The organism is Williamsia herbipolensis (assembly GCF_036153515.1).
GTDB classification, from domain to species: Bacteria; Actinomycetota; Actinomycetes; order Mycobacteriales; family Mycobacteriaceae; genus Williamsia_A; species Williamsia_A herbipolensis.
Map to the genome: position 1 here is coordinate 598,914 of NZ_CP108021.1, position 18,983 is coordinate 617,896.

An 18,983-nucleotide genomic window follows, 5' to 3' on the forward strand; every position below is an offset into this window, starting at 1 on the left:
TTTCTAGCACTCGACCGACGCGAGTGCCAGCACCACGGTCGGGGTCGCTCACGTCGCATCATGGGTACGACCCCCGTCCTGTCCCGGCGGAGCAACACACCTCGGTACGGGAGCGGGGACATGACCCGACTCGGCGCCGATCGGGCACGGCCCGGGGGCATACTTCTCGACGAGCCGCTCAGTTCGCGGCAGCGGCGCCGGACAGCCCCGTCCGCCGCGCCCACGCACAGATCAGGAGTGCCATGTCGCCCGAGAACGAATCCCCGGACATCAAGCCCCGCAGTCGCGACGTCACCGACGGCCTCGAGAAGACCGCCGCCCGCGGCATGCTGCGCGCGGTCGGGATGGGCGACGAGGACTGGGGTAAATCGCAGATCGGCGTGGCGTCCTCGTGGAACGAGATCACCCCGTGCAACCTGTCGCTGCAGCGTCTGGCGAAGGCGGTGAAGGAAGGCGTGTCCGCGGCCGGTGGGTTCCCGCTCGAATTCGGCACCATCTCGGTCTCGGACGGGATCTCGATGGGCCACGAGGGCATGCACTTCTCGCTGGTGTCCCGTGAGGTGATCGCGGACAGCGTCGAGACCGTGGTCAGTGCCGAACGCCTCGACGGATCGGTCCTCCTCGCGGGGTGCGACAAGTCGCTGCCCGGGATGCTGATGGCCGCGGCACGCCTCGACCTGGCCAGCGTGTTCCTCTACGCCGGATCCACGCTGCCCGGCTTCGCGAAGCTCTCCGACGGCAGCGAGCACCAGGTGACCATCATCGACGCATTCGAGGCCGTGGGCGCCTGTTCGCGAGGACTCATGTCGCGGGAGGACGTCGACACCATCGAGCGCGCCATCTGCCCCGGGGAGGGGGCATGCGGCGGCATGTACACCGCCAACACCATGGCGAGCGCAGCCGAGGCGCTCGGTATGTCGTTGCCCGGCAGCGCGTCTCCGCCGGCTCCGGACCGTCGTCGCGATCAGTTCGCCCACGCCAGCGGCGAGGCCGTTGTGGAGTTGCTCCGGCGCGGCATCACCGCCCGCGACATCCTCACCAAGGAGGCGTTCGAGAACGCGATCGCGGTGGTGATGGCGTTCGGCGGCTCCACGAACGCGGTGCTGCATCTCCTCGCCATCGCCCGCGAGGCGGAGGTCGAGCTGACCCTCGACGATTTCACCCGCATCGGTTCCCGGGTCCCGCACCTGGCCGACGTCAAACCGTTCGGCAAGCACGTGATGACCGACGTCGACGCCATCGGCGGCGTCCCGGTCGTGATGAAGGCCCTCCTCGACGCGGGGCTGGTGAACGGCGACTGCCTCACCGTCACCGGAAAGACCATGTCGGAGAACCTGGCTCACATCACCCCACCCGACCCCGACGGCAAGGTGCTGCGCGCCATGTCCGATCCGATCCACCCGACCGGCGGGATCACGATCCTCAAGGGATCGCTGGCGCCGGGCGGGGCGGTGGTGAAGTCGGCGGGGTTCGACTCCGACGTCTTCGAGGGCACCGCAAGGGTTTTCGAGCGTGAGCGCGCGGCGATGGACGCCCTCGAGGACGGCACGATCGCGGCGGGCGACGTGGTCGTCATCCGCTACGAGGGCCCCAAGGGCGGCCCCGGGATGCGCGAGATGCTGGCCATCACCGGCGCGATCAAGGGCGCCGGCCTGGGCAAGGACGTCCTGTTGCTCACCGACGGTCGGTTCTCGGGCGGCACCACCGGGCTGTGCGTCGGCCATGTGGCGCCCGAGGCGGTCGACGCCGGCCCCATCGCCTTCGTGGCCGACGGTGACAGGATCCGGCTCGACGTCGGTAGGGGCACACTCGATCTGCTCGTCGACGAGACGGAACTCGAGGCGCGTCGTCAGGACTGGGCGCCGCTGCCCCCGCGCTACACCCGCGGCGTACTGGCGAAGTACACCAAGCTCGTGGGCTCCGCGTCCGAGGGTGCGGTGCTGACCTGAGCAGCAGCAAGGGGTCGGTCCTCGTCGTCGGGGCCGGCCCCGGCATCGGGCGGTCGGTGGCGCGACGTTTCGCCGCGGCCGGCCACCCTGTGGGGGTGATCGCACGATCGCCATCGACGATCGACGCGCTCCTCGGCGATCTCCCGGACACCGCGGCCGGCGCACGGGCCGATGTCGCGGACGACAGCGCCCTGAGGAGCGCCGTCGCGGGTCTCGTCGATCGGCTGGGGGTCCCCGAACTCGTCGTCTACAACGCCGGGGTCATCCGCACCGACACGGTCGGCGACCTCGACGTACGGACCTTGCTCGACACCTACGCGGTCAACGTCGCCGGAGCGGTGGTCACCGCCGCGACACTGTTGCCCCGCATGCGCGCGCAGCGGGGAGGTCGCTTCCTGCTCACGGCGGGTATGCCACAACCACTCCCCGAACTGACGAGCCTGTCACTCGGCAAGGCCGGGCTGCGTACGCTCGCCGAACTCCTCGACTCCGGCCACCTCGACCACGGCGTTCGGTGCGCCACGGTGACCGTGTGCGGTCCGGTGGCTCCGAACACGCGGTACGACCCCGATCTCATCGCCGAGACGTACGAGCAGATGCACCGTCGGTCCGACACCGAATGGGTCACCGACGTGCGATTCGGTGACCCCGCGGACGCCGCGGGCTGACCACAGCCACCGATCCGACGAGACCGATGAGTTCTCGGTGCGTCCGGGGTCTACATCATCGACACCGACCGATGGAGGTATGCGATGTTCGATCTGGGGCCTGCGACACAGGAGATGCGCCGTCTCGTCGGCGGGGTCGCCGACGACGATCTCGATCGACCCACCCCGTGCGACGACTGGACCGTGCGCGAACTGTTGGCACACATCCACCAGTTCAGCAGCGTCTTCACCGACAATGCCCGCAAGGCCCCGATGAGGCCACCGGACGGTCTGGTGGGGGACTGGCGCACCGCCATACCGGAGCAGCTCGAGGATCTCGCGGCGGCCTGGGCCGAGCCCGGCGCGTGGGAGGGACGTGTGAGCGCGGGCGGTGTCGAGATGCCGGCACGGGACAACGCCGTCGTCGCCGTCGAGGAACTGACCGTGCACGCATGGGATCTGGCTCGTGCCACCGATCAGCGCGTACACGTCCAGGACGCGACCCTCGACGAGGTCGAGCGCTTCTTCACCATGTTCCCACCGGATCCCGAGACCGGGACCGGGCCGTTCGGACCGGTGACGCCGATCGCTGACGACGCCGACCGGCTGCACCGTGTCCTCGCGCTGGCCGGGCGTGATCCCGGCACGAACACGACCGACGAACGAACGGGGACCCGATGAGCCGCACCAACCTGTCGATGTCGATGTCGGCGGACGGTTTCGTCGCCGGTCCGCAGCAGAGTGCCGACCACCCGCTCGGCATCGGCGGGCAACGCGTCCACGCCTGGCACATCGGACCCGGTCTCGATCACCCCGTGAACCGACAGGTGATGTCGGAGATGCTCGACGACATGGGCGCGACCATCATGGGCCGCAACATGTTCGGTCCGGTGCGCGGCGAGTGGGGCGCGTCGGACTGGACCGGCTGGTGGGGTGACGAGCCGCCGTATCACTGCCCGGTCTTCGTCCTCACCCACCACGCCCGCGAGCCGATCGAGCTCGAGGGCGGCACGACCTTCTTCTTCGTGACCGACGGGATCGAGTCGGCCTACGCCCAGGCCACGGCGGTCGCGGCGGGCCGCTCGATCTCCATCGCCGGCGGCGCGTCGTGTGCGCGGCAGGCCATCTCGGCCGGGATCGTCGACGAGATCGACATCCAGCTCAGTCCCGAGATCCTGGGCTCCGGCGAGCGGTTGTTCGACGGGTTCGCGCCGGGGCGGCCCGAACTCGAACTGGTCCGGGTGCTCGAGGCCCCGGGGGTGGCACACCTGCGGTACCGCGTCGTGCGCTGAACGCGCCGAGGCCGTCCGACGCCGACGCATAGGATGGGTCCATCGGGGCCGACACGACGGCCCTCTCGGCAACGAAGCGGTGACACATGGGTTTTGAGCGTCTTCTCGCCAACGTCGACGACGCGCGGAGCAACGGGTGGTTCGTCGAGGGGTCGGTCAGCGACACCGAGATGGAGTTCCTCGAGTCCCTGGCACGCCGCGGCGATGTTCGCCGGATCGTCGAGATCGGTTTCAACGCCGGCTTCTCCAGTCACGCCTTCCTGCGCGCCGATCCGCAGGTGGAGGTCACCTCGTTCGACCTCGGCGACCACGAATACGTGTCCACGGCCAAACAGTGCATCGACGACGAGTTCCCCGGCCGTCACACACTCATCACCGGCGATTCCACGCAGACCGTCCCGGCGTTCGCCGAGGAGCACGCGGGGGAGACCTTCGACGTCCTGTTCATCGACGGCGGCCACACCTACGAGGTCGCCTCCGCCGACATCGCCAACATGGCGCGGCTGGCCCACACGAGCTCGGTGGTCATGATCGACGACCTGCTCCCGCACAAGCCGTTCGGCGAGGGACCGGTGCAGGCGTGGCGCGAGGCGATCGAGACGTCGGTCGTCGTGGAGACCGGTCTCTATCAGGACGGCGAGGTGGTCGACGCCGTCACCACCGACGCGGCGCGTGCGTGGGCGATCGGCCGCTACGTCTGATCCGTATCAGGACGGGTCTGCGGTCCAGGGATCGGTGATCATGCGGGTCATCTCCTCGACCCAGGCGTCATCGAGGATGGCGTCCTGCCTGATGAGCAGACGGACGATGACCGTGCCGGCCACCACTTCGGCGAGCATGGGTAGGCGGTCGTCGGGCCGACGACGCCCCCGGCCGAATCGGGACTCGAACGCCGTCAGGTTGCCCGCGAGCCGGCTGATCATCATGGCGTGCACGTCGGGGTCGGCCACGGTGTCGGCGATCAGGCCCGGCAACGCCACCCGCACATAGGGCTTGTCGAACATGGCGCGGACTGTCTCGACGACCGCCCGGATCTCGCCGTGGATGTCGTCGGAGCCGTCGGCGGCGGGCACGGAATCGGCCGACAGCACCGCCTCGTGGACGAGCTGGGTCTTGCCCGACCAGCGACGGTAGATCGCCGCCGTCGTCGTACCCGCGCGCGCCGCGATCGCCGACAGCGACAGTGCGGGGTAGCCGGTCTCGACGATCAGTTCCCGCGTCGCCGCGATGATCGCCGTGTCGATCCGCGAATCCCGCGGGCGACCCGCCGTCGACGGAGCCGACCCCTTGTTTTCGCTGCGGCTTTCTGGTGCCATGACGCCAGAGTAATTCCGATACGGCACACATCGTATTTGAGGGAGTTCCCGGTGCTTCTCAGTCCGCTCGACGAGTATCCGATCCACCAGACACCGGCTCCCGTCACCTGGCCCGAACCGTCGGACCGGCAGTTCTACGATCGGTCGTACTTCAACGTGCTCGACCGCGGGGGACGGTTCATGGCGCTGACCGGGATCGGCTACTACCCGCGCCTGGGTGTGAAGGACGCGTACCTCGTGGTCCGTCACGGCGACACGCAGACCGCGGTCCATCTCAGCGACGCCATCGACGACGATCGGCTGCACCCGACCGTCAACGGCTACCGCATCGACGTCGTCGAGCCGCTGCAGGAGGTCCACCTGACCCTCGCGCCCACCGAGGGGATGTCCGCCGACCTCACGTGGCGCGGAGCGTTCCCCGCTGCCCTGGAACGACCGCACTCGATGCTCAGTCGGCGGCGGGTCACCCTGGACGCCTGCCGTTTCGCGCAGGTCGGCACCTGGTCCGGGTGGATCGATGTCGACGGGGAACGGCTCGAGGTCGATCACGACACCAGCGTCGCGAGTCGTGATCGATCGTGGGGCATCCGGCCTATCGGCGAATCCGAACCCCAGGGCCGACCCGACGACGCTCTGCAGGGCATCTGGTGGCTGTATCTGCCGCTGACCTTCGACGACCACCAGCTGTTCCTGATCCTGCAGGAGGACGCCGACGGACAGAGGAGTCTCTACGACTGCACGCGTCGATGGGCCGACGGGCGGGTCGAACAGCTCGACGGCGTACGCGTCGAGATCGACTACACCCCCGGGACGCGTATCCCGCACGGCGCCCGCATCGAGTTCCTGAACCGGGCCGGCGACCGCAGCACTCTCGCTCTCGAGTCGAAGCTGTTCGCCCCGATCGCCTTCGGCGCCGGCTACGGCGGCGACCCGACGTGGGCGCACGGAACATGGAAGGGCGAGAAGTTCAGTGAGCGTGTCCATTTCGATCTCACCGATCCCGAGGTGATGGCGCGAGCGGCGTTCAGCCTCATCGACCACGTCTGCGCCGCCGTGACCACCGATGCCGACGGGACCGTGCACCGCGGCGCAGGACTGTTCGAGCACGGGGTCATCGGTCCCCATCACCCGTCGGGATTCCGCGACTGGACCGACGTGGCGGGAGGGGCGCCCCGGCCATGAAGGTCATGACCGCACTGTTCGGCCCCACCGACGCGGTCGAGCGTGCCGAGGTGTTGCGGGAGGCCGGGGCGTCGGGTGTGTTCACGTTCGAGGGTCCGTTCGACGTCTTCACGCCGCTGGTCCTGGCGTCGTCGGTTCCGGGCCTCGACCTGCTGTCCAATGTCGCGATCGCGTTCCCGCGCAATCCGATCCAGCTGGCCCATCAGGCCAACGATCTCCAGCTCCTGAGCGAGGGACGGTTCATCCTCGGGCTCGGCACGCAGATCAGGGCGCAGATCGAGAAGCGCTACGGGGTGCAGTTCGATCATCCCGTCGACCGCATGAAGGAGATGGTGGGCGCCCTGCGGGCCATCTTCGCGTCGTGGGACAGCGGTGAGCGACTGGACTTCCGCGGCGAGTACTACCGGCACACGCTCATGACACCGACGTTCGTCCCGGGCCCGAACCCGTTCGGCCCGCCGCCGATCTATCTCGGTGCCCTCGGCCCGCGTCTGACCGCCGCCACCGCCGAGGTGGCCGACGGGCTGTTGGTGATGCCGTTCGGGTCCAAGCGCTTCCTGCACGGGTCGACCATGCCTGCCGTGCAGGCGGGGCTCGCTGCGGCCGGCCGCACCGGCGACGACTTCGAGGTGGTGCCCGAGATCATCGTCTCCGTCGAATCCGATCGGGACGGCGGGGGAGACCACGCCTCGACGCGGATGTTGTTGGCGTTCTACGGATCCACCCCGGCCTACCGACCGGTGCTCGACGCGCACGGGTGGGGTGACCTCCAGCCGGAACTCAACGCCATGTCGAAGCAGGGGCGGTGGCGTGAGATGGCCGGGCTGATCGACGACGAGATGCTCCACACCATCGCCGCATGCGGGACCCCTGCGGAGGTCGCAGCGCACATCCGCGACCGTGTCGACGGGGTGTCGGAGCGGATCTGTCTCTATCAACCCGGCCCGATCGACGCCGCGGCACTCGCCGAGGTCGTCGACTCCCTCACGGTGTCGACGTGACCACGACCGTCGAGTTCGACGATGTCGTCGACGAACGGTTCGGTGGGAAGGCTGCCGGACTGGCGCGGCTGCGGCGTCTCGGGTTCCCGGTCCCGGCGGGCTTCGTCGTCGCCGATCCCGCCGACGGGATCTCCGACGAGGTCGCCGAGCGATGGTTCGCGCGGATGCGGGATCTGGGGGCGACGCCGTTGGCGGTGCGCTCGTCGGCATTGGGGGAGGACGGCGGGGAGCTGTCCTTCGCGGGTCAGTACGACACCGTGTTGGGGGTGGGCACCGCCGACGACCTGGTGCGGGCCGTGCAGACGTGCACCGCCTCGACCGGCTCGCACCGCGTGACGGCCTACGCGGGCCGCGACGTCGCTGCGATGCATCTCGTGGTCCAGCAGATGGTCGACGCCCGCGCCGCCGGCGTGGTGTTCTCCGCGGATCCGGCGACCGGTCGGCGCGATCTGATGGTGATCGATGCGGTCGCCGGCCTGGGGGACACGCTCGTCGACGGCACCGCATCGCCGGATCACTTCGTGCTGGATGCACACGGCGACTGCGTCATCCGCGAGGTCGGGGCAGATCCCGCGATCTCGGTCGACGAACTCCGGGCGATCCACGAGGGCGCGATCCGAGCCGTCGACCACTGGGGGCGGCCGATGGATCTGGAGTGGGCGATCGATCGGGACGGGCAGCTGTGGTGGTTGCAGGCCCGCCCCATCACCACCCTGCCCGGCGCACTCGACGCGATGGATTCACCGCTGGCCGGTGACGACCACGTCTACACCCGCTGCAACATCGGCGAGATGATGCCGGGCGCCTACTGTCCGCTGACCGCGGCGGTGTCCGGTTTCGCGATCGACTACGCGATGCAGATGACCCAGGTGGTCGCGCGAGCCCAGCCGCGATACGAGTCGCCCTGGCGGCAGGTCGGATATTTCCAGGGGCACATGTTCCTCAATCTCACCGAGGGCACGGCGCTCAGCGCGGGAATCCTGGGCAACTCACTGGAGCAGTTCTCGATGTCGGTGTGTGGCCGGGTCGTCGAGGAGCTCGTGCCGAAACCGCCCCAGCCGTTCGTGCGTCGGCTGGTCAACACCGTTCTGCTCACCGGTTTCGCACTGTCGGCCGGGCCGGCAATCCGGCGTCTCGGTGATCAGATCGCCGGTTTCGACGTCCCCGACGCCGACGATCCTCGAGAGGTGTTGCGGCAGTTGGACGACGGAGTGGATCTGTTCTGTGAGGTCATGGTCACCCACGTCCGTTCGTCGTCACGTGCCGCGGTCGCGGCGAACGTGCTCGAGAGCGTCATGATCCGCCGGGCGGTGGCGGGTGGCGGTCACGAGGACGAGGGCCGGGCCGCCGCGAGCCGGTTGATGGCGGGGGCAACTGATGTCGAGAGCGCGGTGATGCTGGCCGAGCTCGACGAGGTGGCCCGGGCCATCGCCGCCGACCCGTCGGCCGGGGACTTCACCGTGTCCGAGCCCGGGGCCGCGGTCACGAGGCTCCGTACGTCGACCGGCGTTGCCGGAGTGGCCCTTCGAGGTTTTCTCCACCGGCACGGCCACCGCGGGTATCGCGAGCTGTGTATGCGCGACCCGTCGTGGGGCGAGGACCCGCAGGGCCTGGGAACGATGCTGCAGGTGATGGTGCGGGCGGCGTCGGATCCCGTGGCCCGTCGTGCCGCCCCGCGTTCGGATCAGACGGACGACCCGCCGCCCGTCCGGTTGCTCGCGCGGCTGGCGCGAGGAGGCGCACGGGGACGCGAGGAGACGAAGTCGAAGCTGGCGGCCATGGCGCATTCGCTCAAACTCGGTTACCGCCATCTGGGGCAGGTGCTCGCCCGCACCGGACGACTTCCCGACGCCGACCTCGTGTACTTCTTCGATCGCGACGAACTACGCCGGGTCGTGGGTCCCGACGACATCACCGACCTGGTGCAGGCCGGGCTGCGGCGCAGGTCGGCATTGCCGTATCAGGAGGCGTTGGAGTTCGACGACGTCTCGGTGGGGCGTCCGACACCACTGGTGGTACGACCGCCGAACGGTGTCGACGACTCCGAGATCGTCGGCCGACCCGCAGGCCGCGGATGCGTCGACGGTGTTGTGCGCGTGGCCAAATCGATCGCCGAGGCACGCGACGTCCGGGTCGGCGAGATTCTCGTGGCGCCGGTCACCGACGTGGGATGGACCCCGTACTTCACCGTCATCGCCGCATTGGTGACCGACATCGGCAGCTCGGTGTCCCACGGCGCCGTGGTCGCGCGAGAATACGGACTGCCCTGTGTCGTGAACACCCTCGTCGCCACCCGGACCCTGCGGACCGGAGACCGGGTTCGCGTCGACGGTGATCGCGGCGTCGTCACCCGACTGTCCGATGGCACCGCCGCGTGAGCTGCGGTCGCCTGTCAGGTCAGTCGCCGATCGAACCCGCGACGACCGCGTCACCGAGCGCGGTGCGGCGGTGCCGTACCGTCTTCCCGACCCGGTCGGACCAGATGAGCCCTGCCTCACGCAGGAGTCGCGTGTGATGCGACGCCGTACCGTCGGCCAATGCGCACGAGGCGGCGACCTCACGCGTGCTCAGGGGGCGATCGAGCGCGAGCAGTACCGCCGCTCTACCGGTACCCAGAAGACGCTTCAGCGCGTCTGACTGCGCCTCGAACGCGGTGGGCCAGGCATGCGCGACACCGCGCGCGGGGTAGTAGAGGGTCGGCAGTCGGGGCTGCTCGGTGATGACCGAACACCCCGGCCAGGAGAACACCGAGGGTACGAGCAACAGGCCGGTCGTCGAACAGTCGACTGCCTCGTCCCAGGTGTCGTGGGCGACGACGATCGCATCGTCGGACCAGGTCACCCGTTCGTGGAGTGACTCCACGGTGGCCGCCACCCCGACCCGGGCCAGTTGCTCGGCGCGCGCAGTGATGTCGGCCAGGAGCGCGCGCTCGACCGCCGGCCAGTGCGGCGCGAGTATCGCTGTCCACAGTTCCGCCCACGCGCGCGCGATCACCTGCCGTGCCTCGTGGAGATCACCGAGCCATACCGCGAGCGCAGTTCTCCGGGCGCCGGTCGCACGGCTGTGGCATTTGAGCAGGTCGCGCTGCATCTCTTCGAGATCGGCGTGCGACACGGCCCTGATCTCGTCGGCCCCGGGCGGACCGTCGGGCAGCGGCGTGAGGAAATCCGGTGCGTAGTGGCCTGGTTGGACGAGCGTCCCGATGACCCCGAGCGGTTCGGTCGGGATCGCCGACCGTACCTGCCTGAGCCAACCGCCCTGGAGGGGAAACCGCGCGGGCTGCTGCAGTACCCGGACGGCCCGCAGCAATTCGAAGCTCGCACTCGCGCCGAATCGGATGGCCGCCGCGCCGGTGGGACCCAGGGTGAACACCACTCGTGACGAACCTGCGCCCGGGGTCATGCCGATACGATATCGCCGTCCATGGCGTGGGCCGGCCGGCTCGCGCGCTCCCACGCGGGTGGTCCCGCGGTCACGAGCGGTGGGTCGACGAGAATCGACAGGGTCGCGGCCGCTCGATCAGCCCGGGCGTCGCACATCGCTCGCGTCTCGCCCACGGTGATGACGTGACCGTGGCGGGACCGGGAGTCCCTCGTCGCCTCGATCCGATCACCCGCGGCAACCGACACCACGACGTCGTCGACTCCGGCTTGCGCTGTGGCGACATCGACGCCCTCGACCGAGGTGACACAACCGACGGGGATGTCGAGGTAGCGGATGGTCGCCGTCGCGGTCGGCGGCCCGACCACCGGGGCGTTCCCCAGCAACGCGTCGAAGACTCCGGCCTCGATGTCGTAGCCGGTGGCCAGCTCGATCAACCTCGGGATCCGATCCCCGCCGAGTCGAGCCTGCGATTCCACGATCCGCGGGCCGGCCTCGGTGAGGATCACCTCGGTGTGCGCCGGACCGGTGCGGTATCCGGCGGCGTCCAGGAGAGCTGTCGTCACCTGCTCCAGGGCGGAGCGTTGCACCGCCGTGACGTCGGCGGGATGGTGATGTGCCATCTCGACGAAATGCGGTCGTGGACCGAGCGTCTTGGCCGTCACGCCGATCACGTGATGAACGCCGGCGACGCTGAGTGTCTCCACACTGAACTCGGGGCCTCGGAGGAATTCCTCGACGAGGAAAGGACCTCGCAGCGACTGCGCGTGGGCGAGGCGACGCCAGTGACGACCCGACTGCGCTCCCTCCCAGAGGAACACGCCTCGACTGCCGGATCCGGCGACCGGTTTGACCACGGCCGGGGCGCCGATCTCGCCGACCGCGTCGGAGACGTCCTCGACGTCTCCGACCGTCCGGGTCCTCACCGGCGACAGGCTGTGTCGAGCGAGCAACGCGCGCATCGCGGCCTTGTCGGTGAGGACGTGTACCGACTCCGGACTGTTCACCGCCAGACCCAGTTCCGCCGCAGCGGTATGCGTCGGCATGTGGGTGACGTCGCGCCCCACGCCGTAGAGAAGATCGACGCCGTGGAGGCGCGCACACCTCACCAGTTCTGATCGCATCGCCAGCTCGTCGCCGAAATCAGCGGTGTGAAACGCATCCGACGCCGCCCGCACATCGGCCAGATAGTCCGCCGACTCGAACGTGGGGTCCCAGACCGAGCACACCCAGAAGCCTGCGGCGCGGGCCTTGCGGACCAGCTGGCGATAGGGCATCACCATGAGGAGCCGAGGGCGTGTCGAAGGTCCCGACCCGTCCGGTGTCACGTGAGCGCTCCAGAACCCACTGCGACACCGGCCTTCTCCTGCGCGCCGATCATGCTGAGGTACCGCTCACCGGAATCGGGCAGGATGGCCACGATGCGTGCATCGTCGACGCGCGGGTCGTTGGCGATCACCCCGACGGCGTGGGCCACTGCCCCGGCGGAGATTCCCACCAGAAGGCCCGCTCGGCGTGCCAGTGCCGCGGTTGCCGCCGATGCATCGTCGTCGGTCACCGCCACAACCTCGTCGATGAGCTCTCGATCGGTGGTCGGCGCGATGAAACCGCCGTTGAGGCCCGGGATCCGATGTCGGCCGGGTCGGCCTCCCGACAGCAGCGGAGAGCCCGCCGGTTCGACGGCCACGACCCGCACGTCCGGATTGTGCTTTCGCAGGAATCGCGCGGTGCCGCTGAGTGTTCCGCCCGTACCCACGGCGCAGACGAGGACATCGACACGGCCCTGGGTGGCCTCCCAGATCTCGGGACCCGTGGTCTGCTCGTGGGCCGCAGGGTTGTCCGGGTTCTCGTGCTGGAGGCAGTTCCATGAGCCCGGGGTGATCCGGTGAATACGAGCGGCCTCGTCCACACAGCCCTGATAGCCGTCGGTGTTCGCGGTGGTGACCACCTCGGCCCCGAGGGTGCGCAGCACCGCGATCCGCTCGGTGGTCGCATTGTCCGGGAGGACGATGATGCACCGGTAGCCTCGCGCGGCGGCCATGGCGGCCAACGAGATCCCGGTGTTGCCCGAGGTGGCCTCGATGACCGTGCCGGCCCCCGGGGTCAGTTGTCCGCGGGCCTCTGCGGCCTCCAACATCGCGAGCGCCGTGCGATCTTTGCTGCTCGACCACGGGTTGAACATCTCGAGCTTGACCAACACCTCCGCCCGGCCGCACGGCCGGCCGAGCACCTCGTCGAGTCGCAGCCGCAGCATCGGTGTCCGACCGACCAACGCGGTGAGGTCGTCGACCACGACGGGTGCACGTTCGGCAGCTGTGCGGATGTCGATCTCGCGCGCTGCGGCCTCGGCCTCCCGAGCGGCCAGTCCTGCGGTCGACGCGACGGCGAGCACATGGCCGAGGCGATCGCCGTTGCGCCGCAACGGCCGCACCGTCGCACCGGGCGTGACCTTGAGCACCACCTCGTCGACCCCTGCCATCGCCCGCGCGGCCTCCGCGCCGGTGATCGAGGTGATGACCCCGGGAGGTGCACTGAGGTACCGGATGGCCGCACCCCGGCTGGTCCCCGTTCCGACCACGGTGCGGGGGAGGGATTCACCCAGATATTGGCGGATCGCGAGTTCGAGGGAGCTGATGCCGAGAGCGCGGTCGACCAGGTAGGTGATCTTGCCGCCGGCGGGCCGGGGGTTGATCTCGACGAGGACGGGCCCACTGTCGGTCACCTTGATCTCGACGTGCGACATCCCCTTGTCGAAGCCGACCGCGCGCAACGCCTGCCTGGCGAGATCTCCGCATGCCTCGACCGTCGTGGCGGGAAGGATCGACGGGAAGGAGTGCGCCATCTCGACGAAGTAGCCCGCACCGGCCAGCGACTTGTCGGTGACACCGAGCACGACGTGTCTGTCCCCGTCGGAGAGCACCTCCACGCTGACCTCGGGTCCCCGCAGGTACTCCTCCACCATGATCTCGTCGTGACGGCTCTGACCTCGTGTGTTCTCTCTGCGCGACAGGATGAGTGCCACGTGTTCGGACGCCTCACGCGCGGATCGGACCAGACGGACGTCGGCACTGCTGGTCTCGTCGGCGGGTTTGACGACGCAGGGGAGACCGATCTCGCTGACCGCGTGCACCGCCTCGGCGGGTGTCCTCACGGCGCGATAGGCCGGTGAGGCCACACCGTGCTCGGAGCATCGTCGGCGCATCCGGGCCTTGTTGCGGGCCGTGAAGACACCGTCGACACCGACGGTCGGCAGGTCGAGATGCACTGCGACCTGCGCCGCCACCACCACGTCGTACTCGGCGAGTGTGAGGAAGGCATCGAACGGTTCTTCGCTCTGCGCTTCCAGGACGTGGGGCATCAGTTCGTCCAGGACGTTGGTCTCGCAGTGGACTATCCGGTCGACGAAGCGGTCGAAATAGTCCGGGCCGCCGGGGACCTCGAGGTAGCGCGCGAGATCGCGGGTGAAGAACGTGACCCGAGCCCCGAGCCGCTTCATGATCTCCAGCCCCTCGAACCCCGAACCCGACAGGTTGCTCTCGAGTACGCCGATGTGTGTCATGTCGATGCCGTTCTGTGCGTGTGGTGTACGTGTCACCAGCAACCGGTGCTGGCCACGAGTTGAAGGGTGTCGGTGGTCCGCGGACGCGGCCCTGCGGCCGAGATCGTGGCGACAGGCGGCGTGGTGTGGCCGCCGGCGGGGACGTCGGTCAGCACGAGCGATGTCGCACCGACGAGGGCGTTGTCGCCGATGACCACCGGACCGAGAACGGTTGCGCCGGCGCCGATCACAGCACCGGATCCCACGACCGGATGACGCCGGGCGTCAGGCGGGCGCGTGTCGTCACGCCACCAACCGACGGCGCCGAGCGTCACCTGATGGAACAGGGTCACGTCGTCCCCGATCTCCGCGGTCTCGCCGATGACGACCGCGGCGCCGTGATCGATGAACACCCGTCGCCCCAGGGTGGCGCCCGGGTGGATCTCCACACCGCCGCTGACCAGTCGTGCGCAGTTCGACAGCGCCTTGGCGATGCGGCGGCGCCGGCCCACATAGAACCCGTGGGCGATGCGGTGGGTCCACAGCGCCGGGAGCGCCGGGTGAAGGAGTGCGTCGACACGGCTGTCGACCGAGGGATCGCGCTCGACGATGACGTCGAGATCGGCCAGAGCGGCGGCGACCACCGCACCGACGTTCACGATCGGGTCCTCACCAGTTCGGCCGCGTCGTCGCGACCTTCGACCGCGGACCTGGCAGGTGTGCCGTCGAGCACGGCGAGCACGGCGGCGCAGGTCTCGTCGACGTGCGGCGGACGCAGGATCTGATAGTGGTCGCGCCCGAGCGAGATGGTGTGCGCGGCCAGGTCTGCTGCCTCGGAGTCGAGGAACGAGTAGTCGTCACCGTGGGCACGGATCACCGTGGTGGCGGCCCGCACTCGCCGCGTGCTCAGTTCGGCGAAGGTGTACTCGAACGCATGGGTCCGCTCGACGAGGCGGACGACGCGATCGGCCAGCTCGGCATCGACCTCGATGTGCGCGGCGATGGCGTCGAGAAAGGACCGGCGGTCCACGGCCGACGCCACCACGGCGTCGACGGTCGGCCCGTCGGCGGTGGCGAGGAACACCGAGCAGAGAACCCGGGTGAAACGTGTGTCGTCGTAGGGCGCGGTGGCCGCCGGGGGAGCGGTCTCGCGTTCGAGACGTGGCGAGCCCGGGGCGATCAGGATGAGCTGATCCACTGTCTCGCCCGCCGCCTCGAGCTGCCACGCGGTCTCGAACGCCACCCTGGCACCGAACGAGTACCCGATGATCGTGTACGGACCCGACGGCTGGATCTCCCGGAGATGCTCGACATCGCGGCGGGCCATCGCCGAGATGTCGGGGTCGATCGTCTCGCCCTGGTTCAGCCCGTAGGCCTGGACGCCGTAGCACCGACGGTTGACTCCACTGATCCCCTGCGCGAGGCCGCGGAGGTTCATCGGGTAGCCGCCGAGTCCGGGCCAGAGGAAGACGGGGCGAGAGCCCACGCCCGCGAGCGGAGCCGCCCGCGCGATGGTCTCCACGCATCGCAACCGCAACGCCTGCGCCTGCCGTGCGATCGAATCGTGCTCGAAGATCGACTGCACGGGCAGCGCCACACCGAGCCTCGAGCGGATCTCACGGATCAACCGCACCGCGTGGAGTGACGTCCCTCCGACGGCGAAGAACGACGCGGTCGTCGAGATGGGTTCGGCAGATCCGAGGACGTGGCACCAGATCTGGCCGAGGATCCGCTCGCTCGCCGACTCCGGTGCCACGAAGGGGATCTCCTGGTGGGCAGCTGCGCTCCACGCCTCTTCGTCTCGGCGCAGGGCGCGGACGTCGACCTTCCCGTTGGGGGTGCGCGGCACGGCGTCGACGATGCGGATCACGTCGGGAACCATGTGACGGGGCAGCATCGTCGCGATGTCGGTCGCGAGGATCTCAGCCGGACCCTGGGTGTGGACCACGTCCTCGTCCATCCCTGTGTGCGCGATCTGTTCTGCCGTCACCGGACCACCGAGTGCGACGTACACCGACTCGGCCGGCAGGCCCGTCATCGAGCGAACTCGTCTCGCCGCCGGGAGATCTGCCCCGCTCGACGAGCTGTACCCCGAGGACATGAGGCCGACACCGAATGCGTTCATCTGCGCACGCTGCAGCGCGCGACCGAGCGCCACATAGGACGACGGCCGGCCGTCCGAGACCAGGACGAGCGCGAACGATGCCTGGTCGTGAACCCGCTGGTTGATGGCGATCACGTCTTTGCGTCGGATCACCGCTGCCCCCACCAGTTTCCTGTGGGCAATCGGACCTCCGGCGGAACCCGGTCGCAGCTCGTGGAACCCTTTGCTCGACCCGCTCTCGTCGAAGATCTCGGCATAGGGCGTCACCCTCTCCAGACGGTCGGGGTCCACCGCAGACGTCTGCAGGAGCGGCCAACAACCGATCACGAACCGGTCGCCGTCCGCGCCGAGGACGGTGGCGTCGATGTCGGTTGCCGCGGTGGGCGATCCGACCCGGAGCCCCGCGGCCGGCGCCACCGTGTCCACGACACCGAGGATGTGACCGGCTTCGAAGCGGAGGACCTCGTCGACGTTGGTCGAGTACACCGAGGCGATGACCGAGCGCTGACCGACCAGGGTGATCCGCGCGCCAGGGCCGTCGAGGTCCGATACCTCTCCTCCCACCGCGTGCACCGTCGCCGTCGACGGGTTCAGGTAGTACACGCCGTCGGTCAGTCCGGACACTCCGCGCACCGCGACGTAGACGGCCACTCCGTACAGGGCGCCGGGTGAGGCGAAACTGTATTTCGGGAGCAGTCGCGCCTCGCTGTGATACTGGACCAGAGAGCGAAGGAACACCGCGAGAGCCTCTACGCTCCAGGGGTTGTCGAGTTCACGGGACCACTCCTCGGGCTCGGCCACCAGGCGACCCAGCTCCCAGACCGCTTGGTGGTCGGCCATGCGCGTCCGGTAGACACGGTAGCTCTTGCGAGCGAACGCGAGTTGATGCAGACGGAGGTCTGCCTCGGGGCCGATGGGAAGGTCGACCCCCGGTGCGTCGTGGTCGCCCCGGACACCGAGACCGGCCACCTGGGCGCGCACCTGGATCCGTGTGCTCTTCGTCGTGTGGTGCTCGCCGAACACACCCTGATCCATCAAGGCGGCCTCGTGAGGGTTGAGCTCCACATGAGCCGCGAGCCGAGCGCGGTCGGACGAGACGACACCGTCGTCGCCCCCGGACACCACCACGCCGGCATGTCGCACCCAGGGGTGGTTCTCCAGGACACTTCGTATCTCGTCGAGTTCGATGCGATGGCCGCGGATCTTGACCTGGGAGTCCATACGGCCGCAGAACTGGTAGAGGCCGTCGCGGATCTCGACGCGATCACCACTCCGGTACATCTGGATCGACGTGTCGTTCACGATGCGGGTGACGAAGCGAGTCGCGTTCTCCTCGAACCTGTTCCGGTACCCGCGTGCGAGCTGCGGGCCCGAGATCGCGAGCTCGCCACGCTGACCATCGCTCTTTTCGAGCAGTTCTCCGGAGTCGTCGAGTAGATGAAAGCCCATCCCGTCGACGGGAGAACCGATCGGCACCACACCGCCGGCCCGCTTGGGCTCACCGCGATCGAACCGGTGGATCGACGCGTTGATCGTCGTCTCCGTCGGCCCGTACAGGTTCACCAGGTCGGCCGAGGGGAGGATCGCGGTCGCGGTCACCGCGAGTCGATGCGCAAGGGCCTCCCCGCCGCTCATTATGCGACGCAGCGAGGTGCACTCGGCGAAACCCTCGTCCTCACAGAGCGCCTGGAGCAGAGTCGGCACGGTCTGCAGGTGGGTCACCGCGCGGTGACGGATTGTGGCGATCAGGGACGGCGGGTCGCGGTAGGCGTCGCGTTCTGCCGCGACGACCGCCGCACCCGTCGCGTTCGCGAGGAGCTCCCACTGCGCGGCGTCGAAACTGATCGGTGTCTTGTGCACCACGCGCGCACCCGTGTCGACCTCGAGCGCGTCGGCGGCCCAGAACATCTGGTGCGCCAACGCGGAGTGCGAGACCTCCACCCCCTTCGGTGTGCCGGTCGACCCCGAGGTGTACAGAATGTAGGCGAGTGAATCCGGCCGCGCGACGACGGCGGGCCGCCGGTACCGGTCGCCGGACGGAAGGTCCCCGTGATCCATCGTCGGCATGCAGACCACCCGGGCGCCGAGGTCGACAGCCATCGCCCTGACCTCGTCGGCAAGAGCCTCGGTGGTGAGGACCAGATCGATTCCGGCGTCCGCGATCATGAAACGGATACGCGCCTCGGGGTAGCTCGGAGCCAGGGGGACGTAGGGGATCCCGGCACAGAGCGCCGCCCACGCCGACGCGACGAGCGGCGCCGACGGATGTCCGTAGATCCCGACTGCGGAACCTGAATTCGCCTGCAGTGCATCCATGATGGCCGAGACGTGCCGTCCGAGCTCGCGTCCGCTGATCTCTGCGTCCCCGTCGAAGACCGCGATGTCGTCGGGTCGGGAGGAGATGGTGTCGACAAAGCTCTCGCAAAGTCTCGAGAAGGACCGGTCGGATGTCATCGATGCTCTCCGTACGTCTCTGTGCGGCGCGGCCGTTGGAGAAAGCCACATTGTTTGTACGGGAAACTTATAGAAGCGAGGTGGTCCGAGTCGTGCCGTGGCGACGATCAGACGATGCA

General features: G+C 68.9%; 14 protein-coding genes. 8 read left to right on the forward strand and 6 right to left on the reverse strand.

Annotation, left to right across the window (positions count from 1 at the left end):
• Positions 1-242 precede the first annotated feature (242 nt).
• The 5 genes from ilvD to OG579_RS02745 all read left to right on the forward strand — a co-directional run bounded on the left by ilvD (position 243) and on the right by OG579_RS02745 (position 4,589).
• Positions 243-1,949, forward strand: coding sequence for a dihydroxy-acid dehydratase (gene ilvD / locus OG579_RS02725; protein ID WP_045822834.1), 1,707 nt, complete (start codon positions 243-245; stop codon positions 1,947-1,949).
• Positions 1,946-2,617 (forward strand): SDR family oxidoreductase, encoded by a 672-nt coding sequence (locus OG579_RS02730; protein WP_328859137.1) that lies wholly within the window; start codon positions 1,946-1,948, stop codon positions 2,615-2,617. Before ilvD ends, OG579_RS02730 begins: the two co-directional genes overlap by 4 nt.
• Before the next feature lie 84 nt (positions 2,618-2,701).
• Positions 2,702-3,277, forward strand: coding sequence for a TIGR03086 family metal-binding protein (locus OG579_RS02735; protein ID WP_328857982.1), 576 nt, complete (start codon positions 2,702-2,704; stop codon positions 3,275-3,277).
• Positions 3,274-3,888: a dihydrofolate reductase family protein gene (locus OG579_RS02740; RefSeq protein ID WP_328857983.1), complete on the forward strand. Its 615-nt coding sequence runs from the start codon at positions 3,274-3,276 to the stop codon at positions 3,886-3,888. Before OG579_RS02735 ends, OG579_RS02740 begins: the two co-directional genes overlap by 4 nt.
• Before the next feature lie 86 nt (positions 3,889-3,974).
• Positions 3,975-4,589, forward strand: a complete 615-nt coding sequence (locus OG579_RS02745) for a class I SAM-dependent methyltransferase (RefSeq protein WP_328857984.1) — start codon at positions 3,975-3,977, stop codon at positions 4,587-4,589.
• 6 nt (positions 4,590-4,595) lie between these two features.
• Here the strand turns inward: OG579_RS02745 and OG579_RS02750 are convergent, their stop codons facing one another.
• A complete protein-coding gene (locus tag OG579_RS02750; RefSeq protein ID WP_328857985.1) occupies positions 4,596-5,204 on the reverse strand; it encodes a TetR family transcriptional regulator in 609 nt (202 codons plus the stop codon).
• A 51-nt stretch (positions 5,205-5,255) separates the two neighbouring features.
• Here OG579_RS02750 and OG579_RS02755 point away from each other — a divergent pair, with 51 nt between their 5' ends.
• From OG579_RS02755 to OG579_RS02765, 3 genes are read left to right on the forward strand one after another with little or no spacing between them, the layout of a single operon-like run.
• Positions 5,256-6,386: a hypothetical protein gene (locus OG579_RS02755; RefSeq protein ID WP_328857986.1), complete on the forward strand. Its 1,131-nt coding sequence runs from the start codon at positions 5,256-5,258 to the stop codon at positions 6,384-6,386.
• On the forward strand, positions 6,383-7,387 hold the full coding sequence (locus tag OG579_RS02760; protein ID WP_328857987.1) for a TIGR03617 family F420-dependent LLM class oxidoreductase: 1,005 nt from the start codon (positions 6,383-6,385) through the stop codon (positions 7,385-7,387). Before OG579_RS02755 ends, OG579_RS02760 begins: the two co-directional genes overlap by 4 nt.
• A complete protein-coding gene (locus OG579_RS02765) occupies positions 7,384-9,765 on the forward strand; it encodes a PEP/pyruvate-binding domain-containing protein (protein ID WP_328857988.1) in 2,382 nt (793 codons plus the stop codon). Before OG579_RS02760 ends, OG579_RS02765 begins: the two co-directional genes overlap by 4 nt.
• 19 nt (positions 9,766-9,784) lie before the next feature.
• Here OG579_RS02765 and OG579_RS02770 read toward each other — a convergent pair whose 3' ends face one another.
• From OG579_RS02770 to OG579_RS02790, 5 genes are read right to left on the reverse strand one after another with little or no spacing between them, the layout of a single operon-like run.
• Positions 9,785-10,789, reverse strand: coding sequence for an ArsR/SmtB family transcription factor (locus tag OG579_RS02770; RefSeq protein ID WP_328857989.1), 1,005 nt, complete (start codon positions 10,787-10,789; stop codon positions 9,785-9,787).
• A complete protein-coding gene (locus tag OG579_RS02775) occupies positions 10,786-12,045 on the reverse strand; it encodes an ATP-grasp domain-containing protein (RefSeq protein ID WP_328857990.1) in 1,260 nt (419 codons plus the stop codon). The genes OG579_RS02770 and OG579_RS02775 overlap by 4 nt, the downstream gene beginning before the upstream one ends.
• A gap of 47 nt (positions 12,046-12,092) precedes the next feature.
• Positions 12,093-14,363 carry a pyridoxal-phosphate dependent enzyme gene (locus tag OG579_RS02780; protein WP_328857991.1) on the reverse strand — a complete coding sequence of 757 codons (2,271 nt, stop codon included), beginning with the start codon at positions 14,361-14,363 and terminating at the stop codon, positions 12,093-12,095.
• Positions 14,360-14,965 carry a serine O-acetyltransferase EpsC gene (gene epsC, locus OG579_RS02785; RefSeq protein ID WP_328857992.1) on the reverse strand — a complete coding sequence of 202 codons (606 nt, stop codon included), beginning with the start codon at positions 14,963-14,965 and terminating at the stop codon, positions 14,360-14,362. Before epsC ends, OG579_RS02780 begins: the two co-directional genes overlap by 4 nt.
• Positions 14,962-18,864 (reverse strand): amino acid adenylation domain-containing protein, encoded by a 3,903-nt coding sequence (locus OG579_RS02790; protein WP_328857993.1) that lies wholly within the window; start codon positions 18,862-18,864, stop codon positions 14,962-14,964. The genes epsC and OG579_RS02790 overlap by 4 nt, the downstream gene beginning before the upstream one ends.
• Between the last annotated feature and the right edge of the window lie 119 nt (positions 18,865-18,983).

Excerpts from the sequence above, each read along its gene's own strand:
- OG579_RS02745 (WP_328857984.1), top strand. The coding sequence starts at position 3,975 with ATGGGTTTTGAGCGTCTTCTCGCCAACGTCGACGACGCGCGGAGCAAC.
- OG579_RS02770 (WP_328857989.1), bottom strand. The coding sequence starts at position 10,789 with ATGACCCCGGGCGCAGGTTCGTCACGAGTGGTGTTCACCCTGGGTCCC.
- OG579_RS02750 (WP_328857985.1), bottom strand. The coding sequence starts at position 5,204 with ATGGCACCAGAAAGCCGCAGCGAAAACAAGGGGTCGGCTCCGTCGACG.
- OG579_RS02760 (WP_328857987.1), top strand. The coding sequence starts at position 6,383 with ATGAAGGTCATGACCGCACTGTTCGGCCCCACCGACGCGGTCGAGCGT.
- OG579_RS02740 (WP_328857983.1), top strand. The coding sequence starts at position 3,274 with ATGAGCCGCACCAACCTGTCGATGTCGATGTCGGCGGACGGTTTCGTC.
- ilvD (WP_045822834.1), top strand. The coding sequence starts at position 243 with ATGTCGCCCGAGAACGAATCCCCGGACATCAAGCCCCGCAGTCGCGAC.
- OG579_RS02790 (WP_328857993.1), bottom strand. The coding sequence starts at position 18,864 with ATGACATCCGACCGGTCCTTCTCGAGACTTTGCGAGAGCTTTGTCGAC.
- OG579_RS02735 (WP_328857982.1), top strand. The coding sequence starts at position 2,702 with ATGTTCGATCTGGGGCCTGCGACACAGGAGATGCGCCGTCTCGTCGGC.
- OG579_RS02775 (WP_328857990.1), bottom strand. The coding sequence starts at position 12,045 with ATGCCCTATCGCCAGCTGGTCCGCAAGGCCCGCGCCGCAGGCTTCTGG.